Source organism: Rouxiella chamberiensis (assembly GCF_026967475.1).
GTDB classification, from domain to species: Bacteria; Pseudomonadota; Gammaproteobacteria; order Enterobacterales; family Enterobacteriaceae; genus Rouxiella; species Rouxiella chamberiensis.
In genome coordinates this window covers 4,397,980-4,416,434 of sequence record NZ_CP114058.1, presented here as the reverse complement: position 1 = coordinate 4,416,434, position 18,455 = coordinate 4,397,980, and the positions used below count along the sequence as shown (strand labels likewise).

Genomic DNA, 18,455 nt, shown 5'->3' with positions numbered 1-18,455 from the left:
AAAGAATTATAGCCATTTTTCGGAGGCAGGATGAGTATCTCAACGTCATATAAGGCAGAGAAGCGCTCGAACAAGAGTGTAACCTTTTTTGTCTGTTTTCTCGCCGCATTGGCCGGGCTGCTGTTCGGCCTGGACATTGGGGTGATTGCAGGGGCATTACCGTTTATCAGTCATGATTTTCAGATAACCAACCACCAGCAGGAATGGGTGGTGAGTTCGATGATGTTTGGTGCCGCCGTCGGTGCGGTAGGCAGTGGCTGGATGAACTTCCGCATCGGCCGTAAATACAGCCTGATGATTGGCGCCGTGCTGTTCGTGATAGGTTCTCTGGCGTCTGCGCTGGCTCCGAACACGGAAGTGCTTATCATTGCCCGTGTGTTGCTGGGTCTGGCAGTCGGTGTGGCCTCTTATACTGCGCCGCTTTATCTGTCTGAAATCGCTCCGGAAAAAATCCGTGGCAGCATGATCTCCATGTATCAGCTGATGATTACCATCGGGATTCTGGCGGCTTATCTGTCCGATACCGGCTTCAGCTATACCGGTTCATGGCGCTGGATGCTGGGCGTTATTACCATCCCTGCCCTGCTGCTGCTTATCGGCGTATTCTTCCTGCCGGACAGCCCGCGCTGGCTGGCTGCGCGCGGCAACGACGAGAAAGCCCGTCGCGTGCTCGAAAAACTGCGTGACACCAGTGAGCAGGCGAAGAACGAACTGAACGAAATTCGTGAAAGCCTGAAAGTAAAACAGGGTGGCTGGAAGCTCTTCACCAACAACAAGAACTTCCGTCGTGCGGTGTACCTCGGCATTCTGCTGCAAGTCATGCAACAGTTTACCGGTATGAACGTCATCATGTACTACGCGCCGAAAATCTTCGGGCTGGCCGGTTTTGCCAGCAACTCCGAACAGATGTGGGGCACCGTTATCGTAGGTCTGGTCAACGTTCTGGCAACCTTTATCGCCATCGGTCTGGTTGACCGCTGGGGCCGCAAGCCGACGTTGATTCTGGGCTTCCTGGTCATGGCTATCGGTATGGGTATTCTCGGCACCATGCTGCATATCGGTGTCGAATCGATGGGCGCGAAATACTTCGCCATCGCGATGCTGCTGATGTTTATCATCGGTTTCGCAATGAGCGCCGGTCCGCTTATCTGGGTACTGTGTTCTGAAATTCAGCCGCTGAAAGGCCGTGATTTCGGTATCACCGTTTCTACCGCAACCAACTGGATTGCCAACATGATTGTCGGGGCGACCTTCCTGACCATGCTGGACAACCTCGGCAACGCCAATACCTTCTGGGTTTACGGCGCACTGAACGTGGTGTTTATCTTCATCACTCTGGCGCTGATTCCGGAAACCAAAGGCGTGTCTCTCGAGCACATCGAACGTAACCTGATGAGCGGCAAGAAACTGAAAAACATCGGCGAATAACACGCTTCTCCGCAGGTCATCCAAGGCGCTCGTTGAGCGCCTTTTTTTATCCGCTTCTCATCCGCAGCACAGGCTTTTCACTTGCGTCACCCCCTGTTGCAGATTTATGCTGCGAAACATGAAAAGCACTCGAATTCCCATCGCCCTGCAACAGGCGGTCATGCGCTGCATGCGCGAAAAACTCGCGCTCGCCAACGAGAAGCTGAAGGTCTCGTATCCCGAGCCCGAGGTAAATTATCAGCAGCGCGGCACCAGCGCGGGCACGGCTTATCTGCAACACTGGCTAATCAGGTTGAATCCGGTGCTGTTACTGGAAAACCAGCAACCTTTCATTGATGAAGTGGTCCCGCACGAGTTGGCGCATCTGCTGGTCTTTCGACACTTCGGCCCTTCCGTCGCCCCGCACGGCAAAGAGTGGCGCTGGATGATGGAGTCGATTCTGGGCGTTTCCGCCAGCCGCACGCACCAGTTCAAGGTCGCCTCGGTGCAGAGCAAAACTTACCCCTATCTTTGCCAGTGCCGCGACCATCAACTGACCGTCCGTCGTCATAACAAAGTCATGCGCAAGGAAGCCGAGTATCGCTGCTGCCACTGCAAGACCCTGTTGCGCTTCAAAACCAGCTAGCAAGACTTCGTCAGGCCGCGAGTGGCGGGCGTTACGGCGTCGACTTACTCGTTAAAAAATACCCAATATCTCATTGATAGCGCCCTCTACATCCGCTAACCTGCCTGCTTTTAGCTCTCGGGTTGATTAACTATGTCTCGCAAACTTCTGCTGCTGCTCTCCCTCGTCGCTTTTTCGTCGTTTAGCGCTTTCAGTGAATCTTATGATCACATCAAAATTAATAACTTCACGCAGGCGAAAGCAGCGGCAGTGAAAATCAACCACGATGCGCCGACCTTTTATTGCGGCTGCAAAGTGAGCTGGACGGGTAAAAAAGGCACGCCGGATCTGCAGTCCTGTGGTTATACGCCTCGCAAGAATGCCCAGCGCGCCAGCCGCATCGAGTGGGAACACGTAGTGCCCGCATGGGAGTTCGGCCACCAGCATCTGTGCTGGCAAAACGGCGGCAGAAAGAACTGCAACAAGGACGCCACCTATCGCAAGATGGAAACCGATTTGCATAATCTGCAACCGTCCATCGGCGAAGTGAACGGCGATCGCAACAACTTCCAGTACGGCATGGCCAATATTCCGGCCGGTCAGTACGGTCGCTGTGAAATGAAGATAGATTTCAAGAACAAAGTGGCCGAGCCGCCGGTGCGTGCGCGCGGTGCCATTGCCCGCACCTATTTCTATATGCGCGACCAGTATCACCTGAACCTCTCACGCCAGCAGACTCAGCTGTTTACGGCGTGGGACAAGCTGTATCCGGTGACGCCGTGGGAATGCGAGCGCGATAACCGCATCGCTGCCGTGCAGGGTAATCACAACAACTATGTTCAGCAGGCTTGCAAGCAGGGAAACAGCTAACCTACTATATCTACATAATATGCCTGTCACGCGCGCCCTGATTCTGTCATGAGTCGGGGGCGCTGTTTTTTTATCATAGGATTACAGCCTCACATGCGCATACCCCGCATTTATCATCCCGAGCCTTTGAGCGCCCATGCCGAGATTGCGCTTTGCGAAGACGCCGCCAATCACGTGGGTCGCGTTCTGCGTATGCAACCGGGGCAACAGATCCAGCTGTTTGACGGCTCCAATCAGGTATTCGACGCAACCTTGTCCCATGTCGACAAGAAAAGCGTGCGCGTGCAGATAGGCACCGGCGAACTGGCCGACAACGAATCGCCGCTAAATCTTCATCTCGGCCAGGTGATTTCGCGCGGCGAAAAGATGGAGTTCACCATTCAGAAGTCCATCGAGCTTGGGGTGAACACGATTACCCCTCTCTTTTCCGACCGCTGTGGCGTAAAACTCGACGGCGAACGGCTGGCCAAGAAACTGCAACAGTGGCAAAAGATTGCCATCGCCGCCTGTGAACAGTGCGGGCGTAACCGTGTACCCGAAATACGCGAAGCCATGCCGCTTGAACAGTGGTGCGCCGAGCAGGACGACAGCCTGAAACTGAATCTGCATCCGCGCGCCAGCCACAGCATCAACACCCTGCCGCTGCCGGTTGAGCGAGTACGTTTGCTGATTGGCCCCGAAGGCGGCCTTTCCGCCGAAGAGATTGCAATGACCACGGGCTACGGATTTACTGATATCCTGTTGGGACCGCGTGTTCTACGCACTGAAACTACCGCGCTCACCGCCATCACCGCACTTCAGGTGCGTTTTGGCGATCTGGGCTAGAAGCAGGCCTTAAAGGAGAGAAGATGATTAAGCTTGGCATCGTGATGGACCCGATTTCTTCCATCAACATCAAGAAAGACACCAGCTTCGCCATGTTGCTGGAAGCCCAGCGTCGCGGCTATGAACTGCATTATATGGAGATGAACTCTCTGTATCTGCGCGGCGGCGAAGGCCGTGCTCAAACGCGTAAACTGCTGGTTAAGCAGGATTACGAGAGCTGGTATCAGTTTGGCGACGAGCAGGACATCGCCCTGCAGGATCTCGACGTTATCCTGATGCGTAAAGATCCGCCGTTCGACACCGAATTTATCTACGCGACCTATATTCTCGAGCGCGCAGAAGAGAAAGGCACGCTTATCGTCAACAAGCCGCAGAGCCTGCGCGACTGTAACGAAAAGCTGTTCACCGCCTGGTTCCCTGAACTGACACCAGATACGCTGGTCACGCGTGATGCCACTCAGCTCAAGTCATTCTACAAAGAGCATAACGATGTGATCCTCAAGCCGCTCGACGGCATGGGCGGCGCGTCTATCTTCCGCCTGAAACCGGAAGATGCCAATGTGTCCGTTATCATCGAAACGCTGACCGAACACGGCAGCCGTTACTGCATGGCGCAGAATTACCTGCCCGCCATCAAGGACGGCGACAAGCGCGTGCTGGTTGTCGACGGCGAACCAGTGCCTTACTGTCTGGCGCGTATCCCTTCCCAGGGCGAAACGCGCGGCAATCTGGCGGCCGGTGGTCGTGGTGAAGCGCGTCCACTCAGCGAAAGCGATTGGGCCATTGCGCGTACCGTTGCGCCTACGCTGAAGAAAAAGGGTCTGATTTTTGTCGGACTCGACATCATCGGCGATCGCCTGACCGAAATTAACGTCACCAGCCCGACCTGTGTACGTGAAATCGAGGCGGCATTCCCGGATATCTCCATTACCGGCATGCTGATGGACGCTATCGAAGCCCGTTTGGCTGCGCGTTAACGTCATGTTTTAAAATCTATTACCGATCTCAAAATCCATTAGATTTCGTGTCGTAGCCAGGCCGCGGCCGAGCAGCCCTCGTCGCCTACCCCATCAGTGACGAGGGCAAGCCAGGCCCGTCAACGTCGTTACGGCGCGAAAAATAACGGACGGATACCCAAAATGAATTTACAGCACCACTTTTTGATTGCCATGCCCGGACTTGAAGAACCCATGTTCAAGCGCTCCGTTGTCTATGTGTGCGAACACAACGACGAAGGCGCAATGGGGCTGGTCATCAACAAGCTAGTCGACGATTTCACGGTTAAAAATGTCCTCGATAAACTGGATATTGATCCGACGCCACGGGATCCGGCCATCAATCTGGATCGCCCGGTGTTTTCCGGCGGCCCGCTGGCCGACGACCGCGGTTTTATTCTGCACACGCCGCGTCAGGGTTTTGGTTCAAGCATCCAGATTTCCGATCAGACCATGATAACCACCTCGAAAGACGTGCTGGAAACGCTCGGCACCCCGGACCAGCCGAAAGACGTGTTGGTTGCGCTGGGTTACGCTGCCTGGGAACAGGGTCAGCTTGAGCAGGAACTGCTCAACAACAGTTGGCTCACCATCGAAGCCAGCAGCGATATTATTTTCAGAACGCCTATTGCCGACCGCTGGCGCGAAGCGGCCAAGATGATCGGTATCGAAATCAGCCAGCTGGCAACCCACGCAGGCCACGCATAATGGGTAATCGCACGCTGTTCGCCTTCGACTTCGGGACCAAAAGCATCGGCCTTGCCATTGGTCAGGAAGTCACGGGCACTGCACGACCGCTGACCTCGTTCAAGGCACAGGACGGGACACCGGACTGGCAGAAAATCGAAAAACTACTCAAAGAGTGGCAACCCGATTTAGTCATCGTCGGCCTGCCGCTAAACATGGACGGCACCGAGCAACCGCTCACCGCACGCGCCCGCAGGTTTGCCAACCGTCTGCACGGCAGATTCGGCGTTCAGGTCGAACTCCACGACGAGCGGCTCAGCACCGTTGAAGCACGTGCCGACCTGTTCGAACGCGGCGGGTTTCGCGCGCTGGACAAGGGCAGCGTTGATGCCGCCTCTGCGGTTATCATCCTTGAAAGCTGGTTCGAGAATCAGTGGAACACGCCTTGACCCGTATCGATTTCAGCCGGCAAGCAGCCCGGCATTGATCCGCTGTTGCCTGCTTTGCTCAAAGGTTTGCATACCGGCCTCGCCGCCGGTTTGCAGACTGTCCTGCAATTGATGGGTTTTGCCCTCGCGAATCAGATTGCATACCGCCGGGGTAGTGGTCAGCAATTCATATAAGCCTACCCTTCCGCCTTTCGGCCCCTGCACGAGTTTTTGCGCCAGAATGCCACGCAGACTGCCCGCCAGCTGGGCGCGGACAAAGGCTTTCTCTTCGGCCGGGAAGACATCCACCAGCCTGTCTACCGCCTGTGAAGCATGGCGCGCATGCAGAGTCGCCAAAACCAGATGCCCGGTTTCTGCGGCGGTCAGCGCCAGACGAATGCTGTCGCTGTCGCGCAGTTCGCCAAGCAGTAGTACGTCGGGGTCTTCACGCAGCGCGGCTTTAATTGCACCTGAAAACGAAGGCGTATGCGTGCCGAGTTCCCGCTGCTGAATTAAACAGCGTTCACTGGTGTGCAGGAATTCAATCGGGTCCTCCAACGTGATAATGTGCCTCGTGCGGGTTTGATTGAGATGGCCTATCATCGCCGCCAATGTGGTCGATTTACCGCTGCCGGTTGCGCCGGTTATCAAAATCAGCCCGTCTTCCTGTTCCGAGAGCGTTTGCAATACGGAAGGTGTCTGGAGCGCCTCCAGCGTCGGGCACGCCAGAGGCAGCGGTCGAAGTGCCAGAGACAGTCCGGCAAACTGGCGAAAAAATTGACCCGCACGCGACGACCGTCGGAAAGCGTGACGGCTGCATCCGCCTGCCCCTGCCGATGCAGGGCCGTAAGCGCCTCGTGGTCGAGCCAGATTTCGCTGAGCGTAACAAGCTGCTCATGGGTGACGGGTTCCGTCAGTGCGCCGTCTATCAGCTCGCCGTCGACACGGATTCTCGGCACGTGGCCGGTACAAAGGTGCAGATCCGAGGCATTTTGCTTTACACTTAGCGCTACAAAACTATTGATATCCATTTGAAACACTCCCGAGCCACTATGAACCAACGTCAGCATTCATCTATTGCGGAAAATCTACAGCAAGTCAGGGAGCGTATCGCCTCTTCTGCCGCCCTTTGCGAGCGTTCTCCAGAAGAAGTGACGTTGCTTGCAGTCAGTAAAACCAAACCTGCGAGCGCTATCGAAGAAGCGATCGCCGCCGGGCAACTGGCCTTTGGTGAAAACTATGTGCAGGAAGGCGTCGAGAAAGTCGCCGCCTTCGCCGATCATCCGGCCGCGCTCATCTGGCACTTTATCGGTCCTTTGCAGTCCAATAAAAGTCGTCTGGTGGCCGAGAATTTCAGCTGGTGTCATACGATTGACCGGTTGAAGATTGCACAACGACTTAACGAACAACGTCCGGAAGCCATGCCTCCGTTGCAGGTGCTGATACAGGTCAATATCAGCGATGAAGGCAGTAAATCCGGCATTGCGCTGGATCAGGTCGCATCACTGGCCGCCGAGATAGCCAGAATGCCGCGCCTGAAACTGCGTGGGTTAATGGCGATTCCCGCGCCGGAAAGCGATCATTCTCGTCAACTGGCCGTGTTCCGCCAGATGACTGCGGCTTTCAGGCAGCTTAAACAGCAATATCCCGATGTCGATACGCTGTCGATGGGCATGACCGATGACATGCCGGCCGCCATCGCGGCGGGCAGCACCCTGGTCCGCATCGGCACCGCTATCTTCGGTGCCCGTGATTATTCGAAATAAACACACCTTTAAAATGGATAACCCGATTATTGGAGCTGGCGTAAAAACGAGTCACTTTACCTGATTGCCGCGTGCATCGCGGGGGCCGGATGACCGCGTCTCCGGCAGCTTTATCAGGCCAGTGGCAAAAGCGGGGATGTAATCCACGCCACGGCAGCGCTAAATAGGAAGGGTAAAGAGGAGCAACATGCAACATCGCAAGATATGCTTTATCGGTGCAGGAAATATGGCTGGCGCAATCATCGCCGGTTTGGTCACGAGCGGTTATCCGGCAGACAAGATTACCGTCTGCGCGCCTTCCGGCAAAAACCGCGATGCGCTGAAAGACAAGTATGGCACCCTCAGCAGCAGTGACAATATCGCCAGTGCGCAAACGGCCGATGTCGTGGTGCTGGCTGTAAAACCTCAGCTGATGGCCGACGTTTGCAGCGAGTTGCAGCAACAGGTCGATTTTAGCGACAAACTGGTGCTGTCGATTGCGGCGGGCGTCAGCGTCGAGCGTTTCTATGCCCTGCTCGGCGACAATCTGCGTATCGTGCGCATCATGCCCAACACGCCGTCGCTGGTGGGTAAAGGCATGAGCGGGCTGTTTGCGCCGCAGCAGGTGTCGGAACAAGACCGCGAGTTCAGCAGCGAATTGATGACGGCGGTCGGCAAAGTCTGCTGGGTAGAGACGGAAGCAGGCATCAATCAGGTGATTGCAGCGGCGGGCAGCGCACCGGCGTATTTCTTCCTGTTTATGGAAGCCATGCAGCAGGAAGCGCAGCGTCAGGGCCTGAGTGCCGACAACGCCCGTCTGCTGGTGCAGCAGGCGGCAAGCGGAGCCGCGGCACTGGTTGAGGCCAACCCTGAAACGCCGCTGTCTACCCTGCGCGAAAATGTGACCTCCAAAGGCGGCACGACCTTCGCAGCATTGAATGTATTCAACGAACGCGATCTGACTGCTATCGTGGCGCAGGCGATGCAGGCTGCGGTGGCACGCGCGGAAGAAATGGAAAAACAGTTCTAGTTTTTCGACAGGAGCCTGCTGCGGCGGGCTTTCTGGTCAAAAACGACATCATTTGGGAAAAAGTTCTGCTGGTTCAGAGTGTTGCTTTGAACTCACTATCACAAGAATAAGGTTAAATATGCTCACGCTGACTTTTCTGGTCAAGACACTGATTGACCTCTATGTCATGGTTTTACTTTTACGTATCTGGATGCAGTGGGCGAGGACCGATTTTTATAATCCCTTCTCGCAATTTGTTGTTAAAATAACCCAGCCGATTATCGGCCCGCTGCGCAGAGTCATTCCGCCACTCGGCCCTATCGACAGCGCATCGCTGCTGCTGGCCTTCCTGCTGATGACCATAAAGTACCCGCTGCTGCTGCTGATTCAGGGTGGCGGAATTTCGCTTAGTCCTTATAACCTGTTGTTTGGACTGATTGCGCTGGTCAAATCGGCCGGTTATCTGGTGTTCTGGCTTATCATCATTCGCTCGCTCATGAGCTGGGTCAGTCAGGGCCGTGGTGCCATGGATTATGTGCTGATGCAGCTTACCGAGCCACTAATGGCCCCTATCCGCCGCATCATTCCGGCAATGGGCGGTATCGATTTCTCGGCCATGGTCGTGATTCTCATTCTGTATATGCTGAACTATCTCGGCATGGATTTGTTGGGCGAGCTCTGGTTCCTGCTGTAACCAGGATTAGCTCCTACGCCACGGACGGAAGGTAACGCTTCTGCCGTGGCGTAAATTTTTCACTTTCAGGAAGTTGACATGCAAAAAGTTGTACTGGCCACCGGTAATCCCGGAAAAGTGCGTGAACTCGCGCACCTCCTCGCTGATTTCGGACTCGACGTCGTCGCGCAGACTGAACTGGGTGTCGATGACGCAGATGAAACCGGCCTGACCTTTATCGAAAACGCGATTCTGAAAGCTCGTCATGCGGCGCAGATTACCGGTCTGCCTGCGGTTGCCGACGACTCGGGTCTGGCGGTCGATTTTCTCGGCGGTGCGCCAGGAATTTACTCGGCCCGCTATTCCGGCGAAGGCGCGACCGACCAGCGCAATCTCGACAAACTGCTCGACGCGTTGAAAGACGTGCCGGAAGGCCGGCGTCAGGCGCAGTTCCACTGCGTGCTGGTCTATCTGCGCCACGCCGAAGATCCGACGCCGCTGGTGTGCCACGGCAGCTGGGACGGTGAAATCACCCGCGCCATGTCTGGTGAAGGCGGGTTTGGCTATGATCCTATTTTCTATGTTCCGGCACTCGGCAAAACTGCCGCAGAGCTGACGCGCGAAGAAAAAGCGCCGTTTCCCACCGTGGTCTGGCGCTGGCCAAGCTGTTCAAGGCGATGTCCGAGGCTGCCGAGAAGAATGCGTAAGCTGCCACCGTTAAGTCTTTATCTGCATATTCCGTGGTGTGTTCAGAAATGTCCCTACTGCGATTTCAACTCGCACGCGCTGAAAGGCGAGGTGCCGCATGACGATTATGTGGCGCATCTGCTGGCCGATCTCGATGCCGATCTGCATCTGACCGCAGGCCGCACCGTTGAGACTATCTTTATCGGTGGCGGCACGCCGAGCCTTCTGAGCAGCGAAGCGATGCAGAATCTCCTCGATGGCGTTCGCGCTCGTCTGCCCGTTTCCCCCACGGCGGAAATTACCATGGAAGCGAATCCCGGCACGGTCGAAGCCGATCGCTTCAGCGGCTATCAGCGCGCCGGGGTGAACCGCATATCCATCGGCGTGCAGAGTTTCAGCAGCGAGAAGCTTGAACGTCTTGGGCGGATTCACGGACCGGACGAGGCAAAACGCGCCGCGCACCTTGCGACCGATTTAGGCCTGCGCAGCTTTAACCTTGATCTGATGCACGGCCTGCCGAATCAGACGCTGGAAGAAGCGCTGGACGACCTGCGTCAGGCGATTGCACTGAATCCGCCGCATCTGTCGTGGTATCAGCTGACCATCGAGCCGAATACGATGTTCGCCTACAAGACGCCGGTGCTGCCTGATGACGATGCCCTGTGGGACATCTTCGAGCAGGGCGATCAACTGCTGACCGCCGCCGGTTATCGGCAATATGAAACCTCTGCCTATGCCAAGCCGGGTTATCAGTGCCAGCATAATCTCAACTACTGGCGTTTCGGCGACTATCTCGGCGTAGGCTGTGGCGCACATGGCAAGCTGACCCAGCCCGATGGCCGTATTCTGCGCACCGTCAAGACCAAGCATCCGCGCGGTTACATGCAGGGTCGCTATATGGATAAACAGCATGAAGTCGAGAGTAAGGAGCTGCCGTTCGAGTTCTTTATGAACCGTTTCCGACTGCTTGAAGCCGCGCCGCGTGAAGAGTTCGCGATTTATACCGGTTTGGAAGAGTCCAGCGTTCGCCCGCAGATAGACGAAGCCATTGCCAAAGAGTACATGGTCGAGACGACCACGCACTGGCAGATTACCGAGAAGGGAAAACTGTTCCTGAACTCGCTGCTGGAACTGTTTTTGGCTGACTAGCGGTTACCCTTCCCCGTCTGTTACAGGGGAAGGGCATTGCCTCATGATTTGATATCGGCCAGCAATTCGCTGCGCTGCTGTTCCAGCGAGGTCACGCGATGACAGACGTTGCGGCCAAAGCTCTCAAATTCGCCCTGCTGCTGTTTCCACTCTGCCTGTACCGCCTGCTGCAAACCGCCGAGATTGCCCATCATCGCCTGTAGCGGATTTCCGCCGCTCGCCAGCTGACGGGTGCCCATTTCGTTCATGCTGTCCTGCATTACGCCGCCCATCGTCTGCTCGACCAGACGCTGGCCATCCTGCTGAACCTTGTCGATAGCCTGATGGTGGAAGGTCAGGCCGTCGGGACGATGCTCGATAATGCGGTTCATCTGCTGTTTCAGCTGACCATCGAGTGTCGTCAGGCGGTTGCGCACGTTGCTGTTGGACCCCAGCTGTTTGACGATAACGCCGTCCATTGCCACTCGGGCTTTCTCGAGATGCGCCCTGGCACCCTGATCTATCCACGGCAGGTCGCGGCGCAGTGCGGCCTGATAGTCAATCGCCTCCTGCTGCTGCCTGGCAGTCAGAGAGACTTCCTTGCCGTTCTGGCTAAGGTTGCCGTTCGGCGTAATCAGCACATTGCCGCTCGCGCCAACGATCTGCACGGATTCGGGTTTGATAACCACGTCGTCTTTCGGCTTGACGCTGCATTGGAAGTCAGCGTGAGCCTGGAGCGCCGTCAGAGCAAGAAGGCCAATCAGGCCCTGTTTTAATCCTGTTTTTGCTAACATTTTTTCTCCCTTCGGTCTGACAGGCAGCAGGCTTTGCCGCGCTGACTGCGGATGCTTGTTTAAAAATTGAGCGGCCAATGCGTTGCGCCAGTAATTCTAAGGCAGCGGTTCCTGCCAAAGAGTTCCCTGCGGCATCGAGTTCCGGCGACCAGACCGCAATGCACATTTCATCCGGCACCACGGCAATTATCCCGCCGCCCACGCCCGACTTGCCGGGCATGCCGACGCGATAGGCGAACTCGCCCGCCCCATCGTACATGCCGCTGGTGACCATCAAGGCGTTGATATGACGGGCCTGACCCGGTTCTATCAAGGGTTCGTCACCGCCAGGCGGCAAGCCCTTGTTTACCAGATACAGGAAAGTACGCGCCAGCTCGCAACAGCTCATCTTGAGTGAACAGTAGTTGAAATAGGTTTGCAGCACGGTGAGCACGTCATTGTCGAAATTGCCGAATGACTTCATCAGATAGGCGATGGCGGCATTGCGGTCGGAGTGCTCGAACTCGGAACGGGCCACCAGCGGATCGTAGTGAATATCCTGTTCGCCGGAAAGCTGACGCACGACTTCCAGCATACGCTGTTTCGGCGCGGCAAGGCGACTTTGCAGCATATCGCAAATGACCAGCGCTCCCGGATTGATGAACGGGTTGCGCGGCTTGCCCTTTTCCAGCTCCAGCTGCACCAGCGAGTTGAACGGTTGTCCGGAAGGCTCCTTGCCGCAGCGATTCCAGATCTCGTGCTCTTCATATCGGCTCATCGCAAGCGTCAGGCTCAGGACTTTGGAGATAGACTGGATGGAGAAGCGGGTCTGCGCGTCGCCCGCAAAGAATTGCCGGCCCTCGACGGTGCAGACCGCTATGCCCAGATTGTCCGGCGAGACGGTCGCCAGTGCGGGAATGTAGTCCGCCACTTTCCCAAGGCCAATCAACGGCCGAACCTGTGAGAGGATCTCTTCCAGCAAACCATTGTCTAATTCAGTCGACACCCGTTTTCCTTTAGATATTCAAGTCATACCCAAGGTCGTTGGCGTTACGGCAGGCGAAGACAGACGACGTCCGATGAGCTTACTCAGGTCAGTTATTCGGATGAGCAAGATAAGCCAGTGCAACTGTAGCGTCAAAAACGAAGGGGATTAAATTAAAAGCGCCGGGAAGGCGCTTTAGAGACAGTGACAGGATAAATCAATCCCACCAGATATCAAACAGTTCGCTGACTTCAACGTCCTGCATTTTGTGGTCTTCCAACCATTTTTTCACCGCTTCGCGATGCTCGTCGGTGCAACGGCCGATTTCCTGCAGGCAGATAAGGCCTTCCCATTGAATATAGCCGCTGCCATCGAAGGCCAGCTTGTTCGGCTCGATAACGCCTTCAACGAACTCATCCAGCGACGCGTCGATGCTTTCGACGTCGGTGCCTTCAGGGAAGCGCCATTTTACCGAGAAACCCAGCTCCTGAAACTCTTCAATGTGTAACTTCTTGCGTAAACGACGACTACGATTCTTGGCCATTATTGCTTCCTCTCAAACATCAGATCCCATACGCCGTGGCCTAAACGCTGACCACGCATTTCGAACTTGGTTACCGGGCGCGATTGCGGACGTGGCACATAGTTGCCCTCCGCCGACAGATTGCCGTAAGCCTCAACGCCGCTCATCACTTCGAGCATGTGTTCGGCATAAGGTTCCCAGTCTGTTGCCATGTGGAACACGCCACCCAGCTTCAATTTACGACGCACCAGCTCGACAAACGGCGTCTGTACGATGCGGCGTTTGTTATGACGCGCCTTGTGCCACGGATCGGGGAAGAACAGCTGCACCATGTCCAGCGAACCGTCGGGGATCATGGTTTCGAGCACTTCTACCGCATCGTGACACATCACGCGCAGGTTCTCGACGCCCTCTTCCTGAGCCGTAGCCAGGCAGGCACCGACGCCCGGAGAGTGGACCTCGATACCGATAAAGTTCTGCTCGGGATGCTGTTTTGCCATGGTGACCAGCGACGTTCCCATCCCGAAACCGATTTCCAGCACGGTGTGTGCATCACGGCCAAACAGCGAGGCAATCTCGACAGGCTGCGACTGATACTCAACGCCCATCACCGGCCACAAATTGTCCAGCGCATGTTGCTGACCCTTGGTCAGGCGGCCCTGGCGGCGCACGAAACTGCGGATACGGCGCATCGCGCGACCGTTTTCATCAAACTCCGGTGAAATGACGTCATTTTTCATAGTGCTTTCTATCTGTCTGGCGATAAATTTAGGGAAAGGCGCATTATCCAAAGTTACCCGGCTTTAGCAAGCGATCGTTTAAAATCCGCCGCTTTACCTCGACTTTGTGTGCAAATCAAGGCAAGTCTTGCAAAGATCCGGTTTACAGCAGTGAGCCGGTATGCTGCAATCCTCTGCTCGATTTTAACCCCTGTGGGATCTGTAATACGCCTATGATGGAAGCGCACCGCTTCGCGCCTGCGGTACTCGATTGGTATCAACGCTATGGTCGCAAGACCCTGCCGTGGCAGCTCGAAAAAACACCTTATAAAGTCTGGCTCTCCGAGGTCATGTTGCAACAAACGCAGGTTGCGACGGTGATTCCGTATTTTGAGCGCTTTATGACCTATTTTCCAACCGTGAGCGCGCTGGCCGCCGCGCCGCTGGATGAAGTCCTGCATTTATGGACCGGCCTCGGATACTACGCCCGCGCACGTAATCTGCATAAAGCCGCGCAGACTATTGTGGCACAACATAACGGGGTTTTCCCGACCACCTTTGAAGAAGTCAATGCCTTGCCGGGCGTTGGCCGCTCGACGGCGGGGGCCATTCTGTCGCTTTCGCTGGGTCAGCACTACCCTATTCTCGACGGTAACGTCAAACGCGTGCTGGCGCGCTGCTATGCGGTCGACGGCTGGCCGGGCGAAAAAAGGTCGAAAACAGACTGTGGAAAATCAGCGAAGACGTCACGCCCGCGGAAGGTGTTCAGCAGTTTAATCAGGCGATGATGGATCTCGGCGCGATGGTCTGCACCGGTTCGCGGCCAAAATGCGAACTCTGCCCGCTGAATTTCGGCTGTGTCGCTTATGCCAATCACAGCTGGGCAAACTATCCGGGCAAGAAGCCGAAGAAAACGCTGCCCGAGAAAACCGCCTGGATGCTGATGATTCAGCAGGGTGACAAAGTGTGGCTCGAACAGCGGCCGCCGGTGGGATTATGGGGCGGACTGTTCTGCTTCCCGCAGTTTGCCAGCGAAGACGAACTGATGGCGGGCGGTAAAAAATACGCCGTATCGCGGGCCTCAATGCAACAAATGATCGCTTTTCGGCATACTTTCAGTCATTTCCATCTGGATATTGTGCCAATGTGGATTAATATCGACTCCGCAGCGGGTTGCATGGATGAAGGCTCGGGTCTCTGGTATAACTTAGCGCAGCCACAGTCTGTCGGGCTGGCCGCACCGGTTGAACGCCTTTTGGCGCAACTGGCGAAGGCGCTGCCGCGATAGCCATTTTTTCACACTGACGGGCGGACAGGCTTGATTCATGCCGCGCCGGTTGGAACAGGACTGGACCACCAGGCCATAAATGAGGAATCGAGTATGAGCAGGACAATTTTTTGTACTTTCTTGAATAAAGAAGCCGAAGGTCAGGATTTTCAGCTGTATCCGGGCGAGCTGGGTAAGCGCATCTATAACGAAATCTCGAAAGAAGCCTGGGCGGAGTGGATGAAAAAGCAAACCATGCTCATCAATGAAAAAAATTAAGCATGATGAATCCCGATGACCGCAAACTGCTGGAGCAGGAGATGATCAACTTCCTGTTTGAAGGTCATGATGTGCACATTGAAGGTTACACCCCGCCTTCCGCATAATATTTGTCGATTATTGGGGCCTCTATTCACGCGAATAGCGGCCCTATTTTTCATCACGATACGGCTATTAAGATGAAGAAAATTTTAGCGTTGCTCCTTATTGCGCCATTACTGATTTCCTGTTCAAGCAGCAAAAAAATCCGTTTAACGAAAATTACGTCAAAGATACCAACGGGTTTGACATTTTGATGGGCCAATTTGCCCACAACATCGAAAACATCTGGGGCATTAATGAAGTTCTGATCGCCGGACCCAAAGATTACGTCAAATATAGCGATCAGTATGAAACCCGAAGCCACATCAACTTTGATTCGGGTACCATTACTCTCGAAACGATTTCGGGAACCGATCCGGTCGGCAAACTGCGTCTGGCTATCGTGAAGACCTTGCTGGTCGGTGAAGATGCCACCGGCGTTGACCTCTATTCCGACGCCAACGACATCCAGATCAGTAAAGAGCCGATGCTATACGGTCAGGTGCTGGACAACACCGGCCAGCCGATTCGCTGGGAAGGCCGCGCCAACAATTTCGCAAGCTACCTGCTGCAATACAAGCTCCAGCAGCGCCAGTCCGGCATGCATATCATCTATTCCGTCACCATTCAGATGGTGCCGAACCACCTGGACAAGCGTGCGCACAAATATCTGCCGCTGGTACGGGAAGCGGCGGCACGGTACGGCGTCGATCAATCGCTGATTTTGGCGATAATGCAGACCGAATCCGCCTTTAACCCGTATGCGGTGAGCAATGCCGATGCACTGGGTCTGATGCAGGTGGTGCAACGTACTGCCGGTGCCGACGTGTTCAAGTCAGAAGGCCATTGGGGCACACCAAGCCGCAGCTATCTGTTTGATCCGGCGAATAATATCAATACCGGTACGGCTTACCTCGCCATTTTGCAAAACTCCTATCTGGCCGGTATCGCCAATCCGACTTCGCGGCGTTATGCGGTGATTACCGCCTATAACGGCGGTGCAGGCAGCGTATTGCGCGTATTCTCGAGCGACAAGACGCGGGCGTTTGATCTTATCAACAATATGTCGCCGGGCGATGTCTACGACACGCTGGTGAGTCGCCATCCATCCGGTGAATCGCGCCGTTATCTGTATAAAGTGAACAATACACAGCGCAGTTATCGTCGTACTGACTAACCGCCCTGTGATGTAACGAAACGGAGACCCTTGATGACGGTCTCCGTTTTTTTGCATTTGCTCCGAAAATGCTGCCGATACGGCGAATTTGGTCGAAAAATGAGAATCTCGCGCCAAATTTTTTCTTAACTTAGTCTACGTAATCACCTCCCTCATCTGATTCATCCGTAGGGCAATTTTCGTGGACCATTCATGACGCTAAACGCTATTTCCTCATCCGCCATTCAACCCGCCGTCTCCGAATCCCGACTCGACCGCTTCGAGTCTGCCGCCGTCAATCCTTCGTCACTCGAGTATCTTGACCTTGCGCACCGCGGCCAGCAACTGACCGAGCAGGTATTCGAGGCGCTGCAACGCCCCAGCGATGCCGAAATACAGGCCGCATTGAACACGCTCGACGACATCCTGCATGCCGCCGAAATGCAGTCGGCAGAGGCCCTGACCGAACAACCTCTCGATGCAGAACAGTTGCAGCGCACGCTGTCTCGCTATGTGCTCGACAATACGCCCCCCGATGACAGCAACCTGTGCCGCGCCCTGCATGATCTGCCCTCGTTTGTGACCGAGTCAGAAGCAAATGGCCTCGATGCCCGTGGTGGCTGGTCCCGGCTGAGCAAAATCCTGCTGTTGTCCTGTGATGGCTATCTCTGCCGCTATCTTGGCAATACCTTCAATACCCTGATGCGCACCGGCCTGTGCGTGGCGGTGCCCACGCTGGCGCGTCAGGTTATTGCTTTCGAGGTTGAGTCCGGGCTTAACGCCTGTTCCGCAAGCCGCGAAATGCGATTTACGCTGGCCGCCGTGGCCGGATTGATGCCGACTCTGCTCAATGTGCTGGGCGCTATTCGCGATCGCGTGCAGGGCACCGAAACCCAGATAACCCAGTATTCCCGCACCTTTAATATTCTGGTCTCCACGGCGGCGCTGGTGGCCGCAGGCTCTACCGGCGTATTGAGCGGACTCGCCTCGACGCTCGTCGCCTTTCAGGGTTACAGCCTGCTTCGCGAAGGACTGCAATCGGCGCTGGGATTCACGCATCGCACTACGGTGCGCAAAAAAGCACCCTCATCGCCGCAGGCCTTTATGTGCCGAATCAGCTTGCCGTCTCGCTGACCATGAGCGCGCTGGCTTCGCCTTCCGGCGCGGCGGCGGCCCTTAATCCACCGCTGCATGGCGCACTCGCCATTAACAATGTCATGCGGGCAGGTCTGAATATGGTCGGAGAAACGGCAGATTTCCTTACTTTCACCGGCGTTCACGCCATCGAGAACAATCAAAAATTAAAAATAAAGGTGGAGAGGACCTTCCCGAGCAGCAGTGAAATGGCCACCGCCTTCTGCAACGATCTGGCGGCCAGAACCGCGCTGATGAACACGCCGCTGCTTGCAAGCGCCGCGCTGGAAAGCGCCTTTGGCGAGTATTTCGATGCCGAAACGCGCGTGCAGATAAACGATGTGCTGTGCGCGGGCATACTGGGCGTTGTATATCCCAGCTTTATCGCGACCATTACCGGACATCAGCCCGCGCCCTAATAAAAAACGGAGCCATAAGGCTCCGTTCATCTTCCTGTTA

16 protein-coding genes and 6 pseudogenes are annotated in these 18,455 nt (G+C 55.5%); 17 read left to right on the top strand and 5 right to left on the bottom strand.

Annotated features, from left to right (window positions below):
* Positions 1–30: 30 nt before the first annotated feature.
* The 7 genes from O1V66_RS20725 to ruvX all read left to right on the top strand — a co-directional run bounded on the left by O1V66_RS20725 (position 31) and on the right by ruvX (position 5,858).
* Positions 31–1,428, top strand: a complete 1,398-nt coding sequence (locus O1V66_RS20725) for a sugar porter family MFS transporter (protein ID WP_045049201.1) — start codon at positions 31–33, stop codon at positions 1,426–1,428.
* Between the two features lie 118 nt (positions 1,429–1,546).
* On the top strand, positions 1,547–2,053 hold the full coding sequence (locus tag O1V66_RS20720) for a SprT family zinc-dependent metalloprotease (RefSeq protein WP_045049232.1): 507 nt from the start codon (positions 1,547–1,549) through the stop codon (positions 2,051–2,053).
* A gap of 132 nt (positions 2,054–2,185) precedes the next feature.
* Complete coding sequence (gene endA / locus O1V66_RS20715; RefSeq protein ID WP_045049200.1) at positions 2,186–2,902, top strand: deoxyribonuclease I; 717 nt, start codon at positions 2,186–2,188, stop codon at positions 2,900–2,902.
* Between the two features lie 93 nt (positions 2,903–2,995).
* On the top strand, positions 2,996–3,727 hold the full coding sequence (gene rsmE / locus O1V66_RS20710; protein ID WP_045049199.1) for a 16S rRNA (uracil(1498)-N(3))-methyltransferase: 732 nt from the start codon (positions 2,996–2,998) through the stop codon (positions 3,725–3,727).
* A gap of 23 nt (positions 3,728–3,750) precedes the next feature.
* On the top strand, positions 3,751–4,704 hold the full coding sequence (gene gshB / locus O1V66_RS20705) for a glutathione synthase (protein ID WP_045049198.1): 954 nt from the start codon (positions 3,751–3,753) through the stop codon (positions 4,702–4,704).
* Positions 4,705–4,866: 162 nt separating this feature from the next.
* On the top strand, positions 4,867–5,430 hold the full coding sequence (locus tag O1V66_RS20700) for a YqgE/AlgH family protein (RefSeq protein WP_045049197.1): 564 nt from the start codon (positions 4,867–4,869) through the stop codon (positions 5,428–5,430).
* Positions 5,430–5,858: a Holliday junction resolvase RuvX gene (gene ruvX / locus O1V66_RS20695; protein ID WP_045049196.1), complete on the top strand. Its 429-nt coding sequence runs from the start codon at positions 5,430–5,432 to the stop codon at positions 5,856–5,858. Before O1V66_RS20700 ends, ruvX begins: the two co-directional genes overlap by 1 nt.
* Positions 5,859–5,870: 12 nt before the next feature.
* On the opposite strand, the pseudogene O1V66_RS20690 reads toward ruvX, so the two are convergent.
* Positions 5,871–6,868, bottom strand: a pseudogene (locus tag O1V66_RS20690) (type IV pilus twitching motility protein PilT).
* 21 nt (positions 6,869–6,889) lie between these two features.
* Here O1V66_RS20690 and O1V66_RS20685 point away from each other — a divergent pair.
* The 5 genes and pseudogenes from O1V66_RS20685 (at position 6,890) to hemW (ending at position 11,100) form a co-directional block, all read left to right on the top strand.
* Positions 6,890–7,603: a YggS family pyridoxal phosphate-dependent enzyme gene (locus tag O1V66_RS20685; protein WP_045049194.1), complete on the top strand. Its 714-nt coding sequence runs from the start codon at positions 6,890–6,892 to the stop codon at positions 7,601–7,603.
* A 187-nt stretch (positions 7,604–7,790) separates the two neighbouring features.
* Complete coding sequence (proC, locus tag O1V66_RS20680; RefSeq protein ID WP_045049193.1) at positions 7,791–8,612, top strand: pyrroline-5-carboxylate reductase; 822 nt, start codon at positions 7,791–7,793, stop codon at positions 8,610–8,612.
* A gap of 118 nt (positions 8,613–8,730) precedes the next feature.
* On the top strand, positions 8,731–9,285 hold the full coding sequence (locus O1V66_RS20675; RefSeq protein WP_045049192.1) for a YggT family protein: 555 nt from the start codon (positions 8,731–8,733) through the stop codon (positions 9,283–9,285).
* Positions 9,286–9,363: 78 nt separating this feature from the next.
* A pseudogene (gene rdgB / locus O1V66_RS20670) lies at positions 9,364–9,837 on the top strand (RdgB/HAM1 family non-canonical purine NTP pyrophosphatase); the annotation flags it as partial.
* 126 nt (positions 9,838–9,963) lie between these two features.
* Positions 9,964–11,100: a radical SAM family heme chaperone HemW gene (gene hemW, locus O1V66_RS20665; protein ID WP_045049190.1), complete on the top strand. Its 1,137-nt coding sequence runs from the start codon at positions 9,964–9,966 to the stop codon at positions 11,098–11,100.
* Between the two features lie 41 nt (positions 11,101–11,141).
* Here the strand turns inward: hemW and O1V66_RS20660 are convergent, their stop codons facing one another.
* The 4 genes and pseudogenes from O1V66_RS20660 to trmB form a co-directional block, all read right to left on the bottom strand.
* The gene (locus O1V66_RS20660; protein ID WP_045049189.1) at positions 11,142–11,873 is read right to left on the bottom strand and encodes a YggN family protein; all 732 of its coding nucleotides are present in this window, start codon (positions 11,871–11,873) and stop codon (positions 11,142–11,144) included.
* 61 nt (positions 11,874–11,934) lie between these two features.
* Positions 11,935–12,858, bottom strand: a pseudogene (glsB, locus tag O1V66_RS20655) (glutaminase B); the annotation flags it as partial.
* 196 nt (positions 12,859–13,054) lie between these two features.
* Positions 13,055–13,381, bottom strand: a complete 327-nt coding sequence (locus O1V66_RS20650; RefSeq protein WP_045049187.1) for a YggL family protein — start codon at positions 13,379–13,381, stop codon at positions 13,055–13,057.
* Positions 13,381–14,100: a tRNA (guanosine(46)-N7)-methyltransferase TrmB gene (gene trmB, locus O1V66_RS20645; protein ID WP_045049186.1), complete on the bottom strand. Its 720-nt coding sequence runs from the start codon at positions 14,098–14,100 to the stop codon at positions 13,381–13,383. Before trmB ends, O1V66_RS20650 begins: the two co-directional genes overlap by 1 nt.
* Before the next feature lie 212 nt (positions 14,101–14,312).
* Here trmB and mutY point away from each other — a divergent pair.
* The 5 genes and pseudogenes from mutY (at position 14,313) to O1V66_RS20620 (ending at position 18,415) form a co-directional block, all read left to right on the top strand.
* Positions 14,313–15,367 (top strand): annotated as a pseudogene (mutY, locus tag O1V66_RS20640) (A/G-specific adenine glycosylase).
* 93 nt (positions 15,368–15,460) lie between these two features.
* Positions 15,461–15,732, top strand: a pseudogene (locus O1V66_RS20635) (oxidative damage protection protein).
* Between the two features lie 72 nt (positions 15,733–15,804).
* Positions 15,805–16,883 (top strand): annotated as a pseudogene (mltC, locus tag O1V66_RS20630) (membrane-bound lytic murein transglycosylase MltC).
* 192 nt (positions 16,884–17,075) lie between these two features.
* A complete protein-coding gene (locus O1V66_RS20625) occupies positions 17,076–17,996 on the top strand; it encodes a hypothetical protein (protein WP_269127997.1) in 921 nt (306 codons plus the stop codon).
* On the top strand, positions 17,969–18,415 hold the full coding sequence (locus tag O1V66_RS20620; protein WP_269127996.1) for a hypothetical protein: 447 nt from the start codon (positions 17,969–17,971) through the stop codon (positions 18,413–18,415). The genes O1V66_RS20625 and O1V66_RS20620 overlap by 28 nt, the downstream gene beginning before the upstream one ends.
* Positions 18,416–18,455 lie beyond the last annotated feature (40 nt).

Excerpts from the sequence above, each read along its gene's own strand:
- O1V66_RS20725 (WP_045049201.1), top strand. The coding sequence starts at position 31 with ATGAGTATCTCAACGTCATATAAGGCAGAGAAGCGCTCGAACAAGAGT.
- O1V66_RS20720 (WP_045049232.1), top strand. The coding sequence starts at position 1,547 with ATGAAAAGCACTCGAATTCCCATCGCCCTGCAACAGGCGGTCATGCGC.
- endA (WP_045049200.1), top strand. The coding sequence starts at position 2,186 with ATGTCTCGCAAACTTCTGCTGCTGCTCTCCCTCGTCGCTTTTTCGTCG.
- rsmE (WP_045049199.1), top strand. The coding sequence starts at position 2,996 with ATGCGCATACCCCGCATTTATCATCCCGAGCCTTTGAGCGCCCATGCC.
- gshB (WP_045049198.1), top strand. The coding sequence starts at position 3,751 with ATGATTAAGCTTGGCATCGTGATGGACCCGATTTCTTCCATCAACATC.
- O1V66_RS20700 (WP_045049197.1), top strand. The coding sequence starts at position 4,867 with ATGAATTTACAGCACCACTTTTTGATTGCCATGCCCGGACTTGAAGAA.
- ruvX (WP_045049196.1), top strand. The coding sequence starts at position 5,430 with ATGGGTAATCGCACGCTGTTCGCCTTCGACTTCGGGACCAAAAGCATC.
- O1V66_RS20685 (WP_045049194.1), top strand. The coding sequence starts at position 6,890 with ATGAACCAACGTCAGCATTCATCTATTGCGGAAAATCTACAGCAAGTC.
- proC (WP_045049193.1), top strand. The coding sequence starts at position 7,791 with ATGCAACATCGCAAGATATGCTTTATCGGTGCAGGAAATATGGCTGGC.
- O1V66_RS20675 (WP_045049192.1), top strand. The coding sequence starts at position 8,731 with ATGCTCACGCTGACTTTTCTGGTCAAGACACTGATTGACCTCTATGTC.
- hemW (WP_045049190.1), top strand. The coding sequence starts at position 9,964 with ATGCGTAAGCTGCCACCGTTAAGTCTTTATCTGCATATTCCGTGGTGT.
- O1V66_RS20660 (WP_045049189.1), bottom strand. The coding sequence starts at position 11,873 with ATGTTAGCAAAAACAGGATTAAAACAGGGCCTGATTGGCCTTCTTGCT.
- O1V66_RS20650 (WP_045049187.1), bottom strand. The coding sequence starts at position 13,381 with ATGGCCAAGAATCGTAGTCGTCGTTTACGCAAGAAGTTACACATTGAA.
- trmB (WP_045049186.1), bottom strand. The coding sequence starts at position 14,100 with ATGAAAAATGACGTCATTTCACCGGAGTTTGATGAAAACGGTCGCGCG.
- O1V66_RS20625 (WP_269127997.1), top strand. The coding sequence starts at position 17,076 with ATGACGCTAAACGCTATTTCCTCATCCGCCATTCAACCCGCCGTCTCC.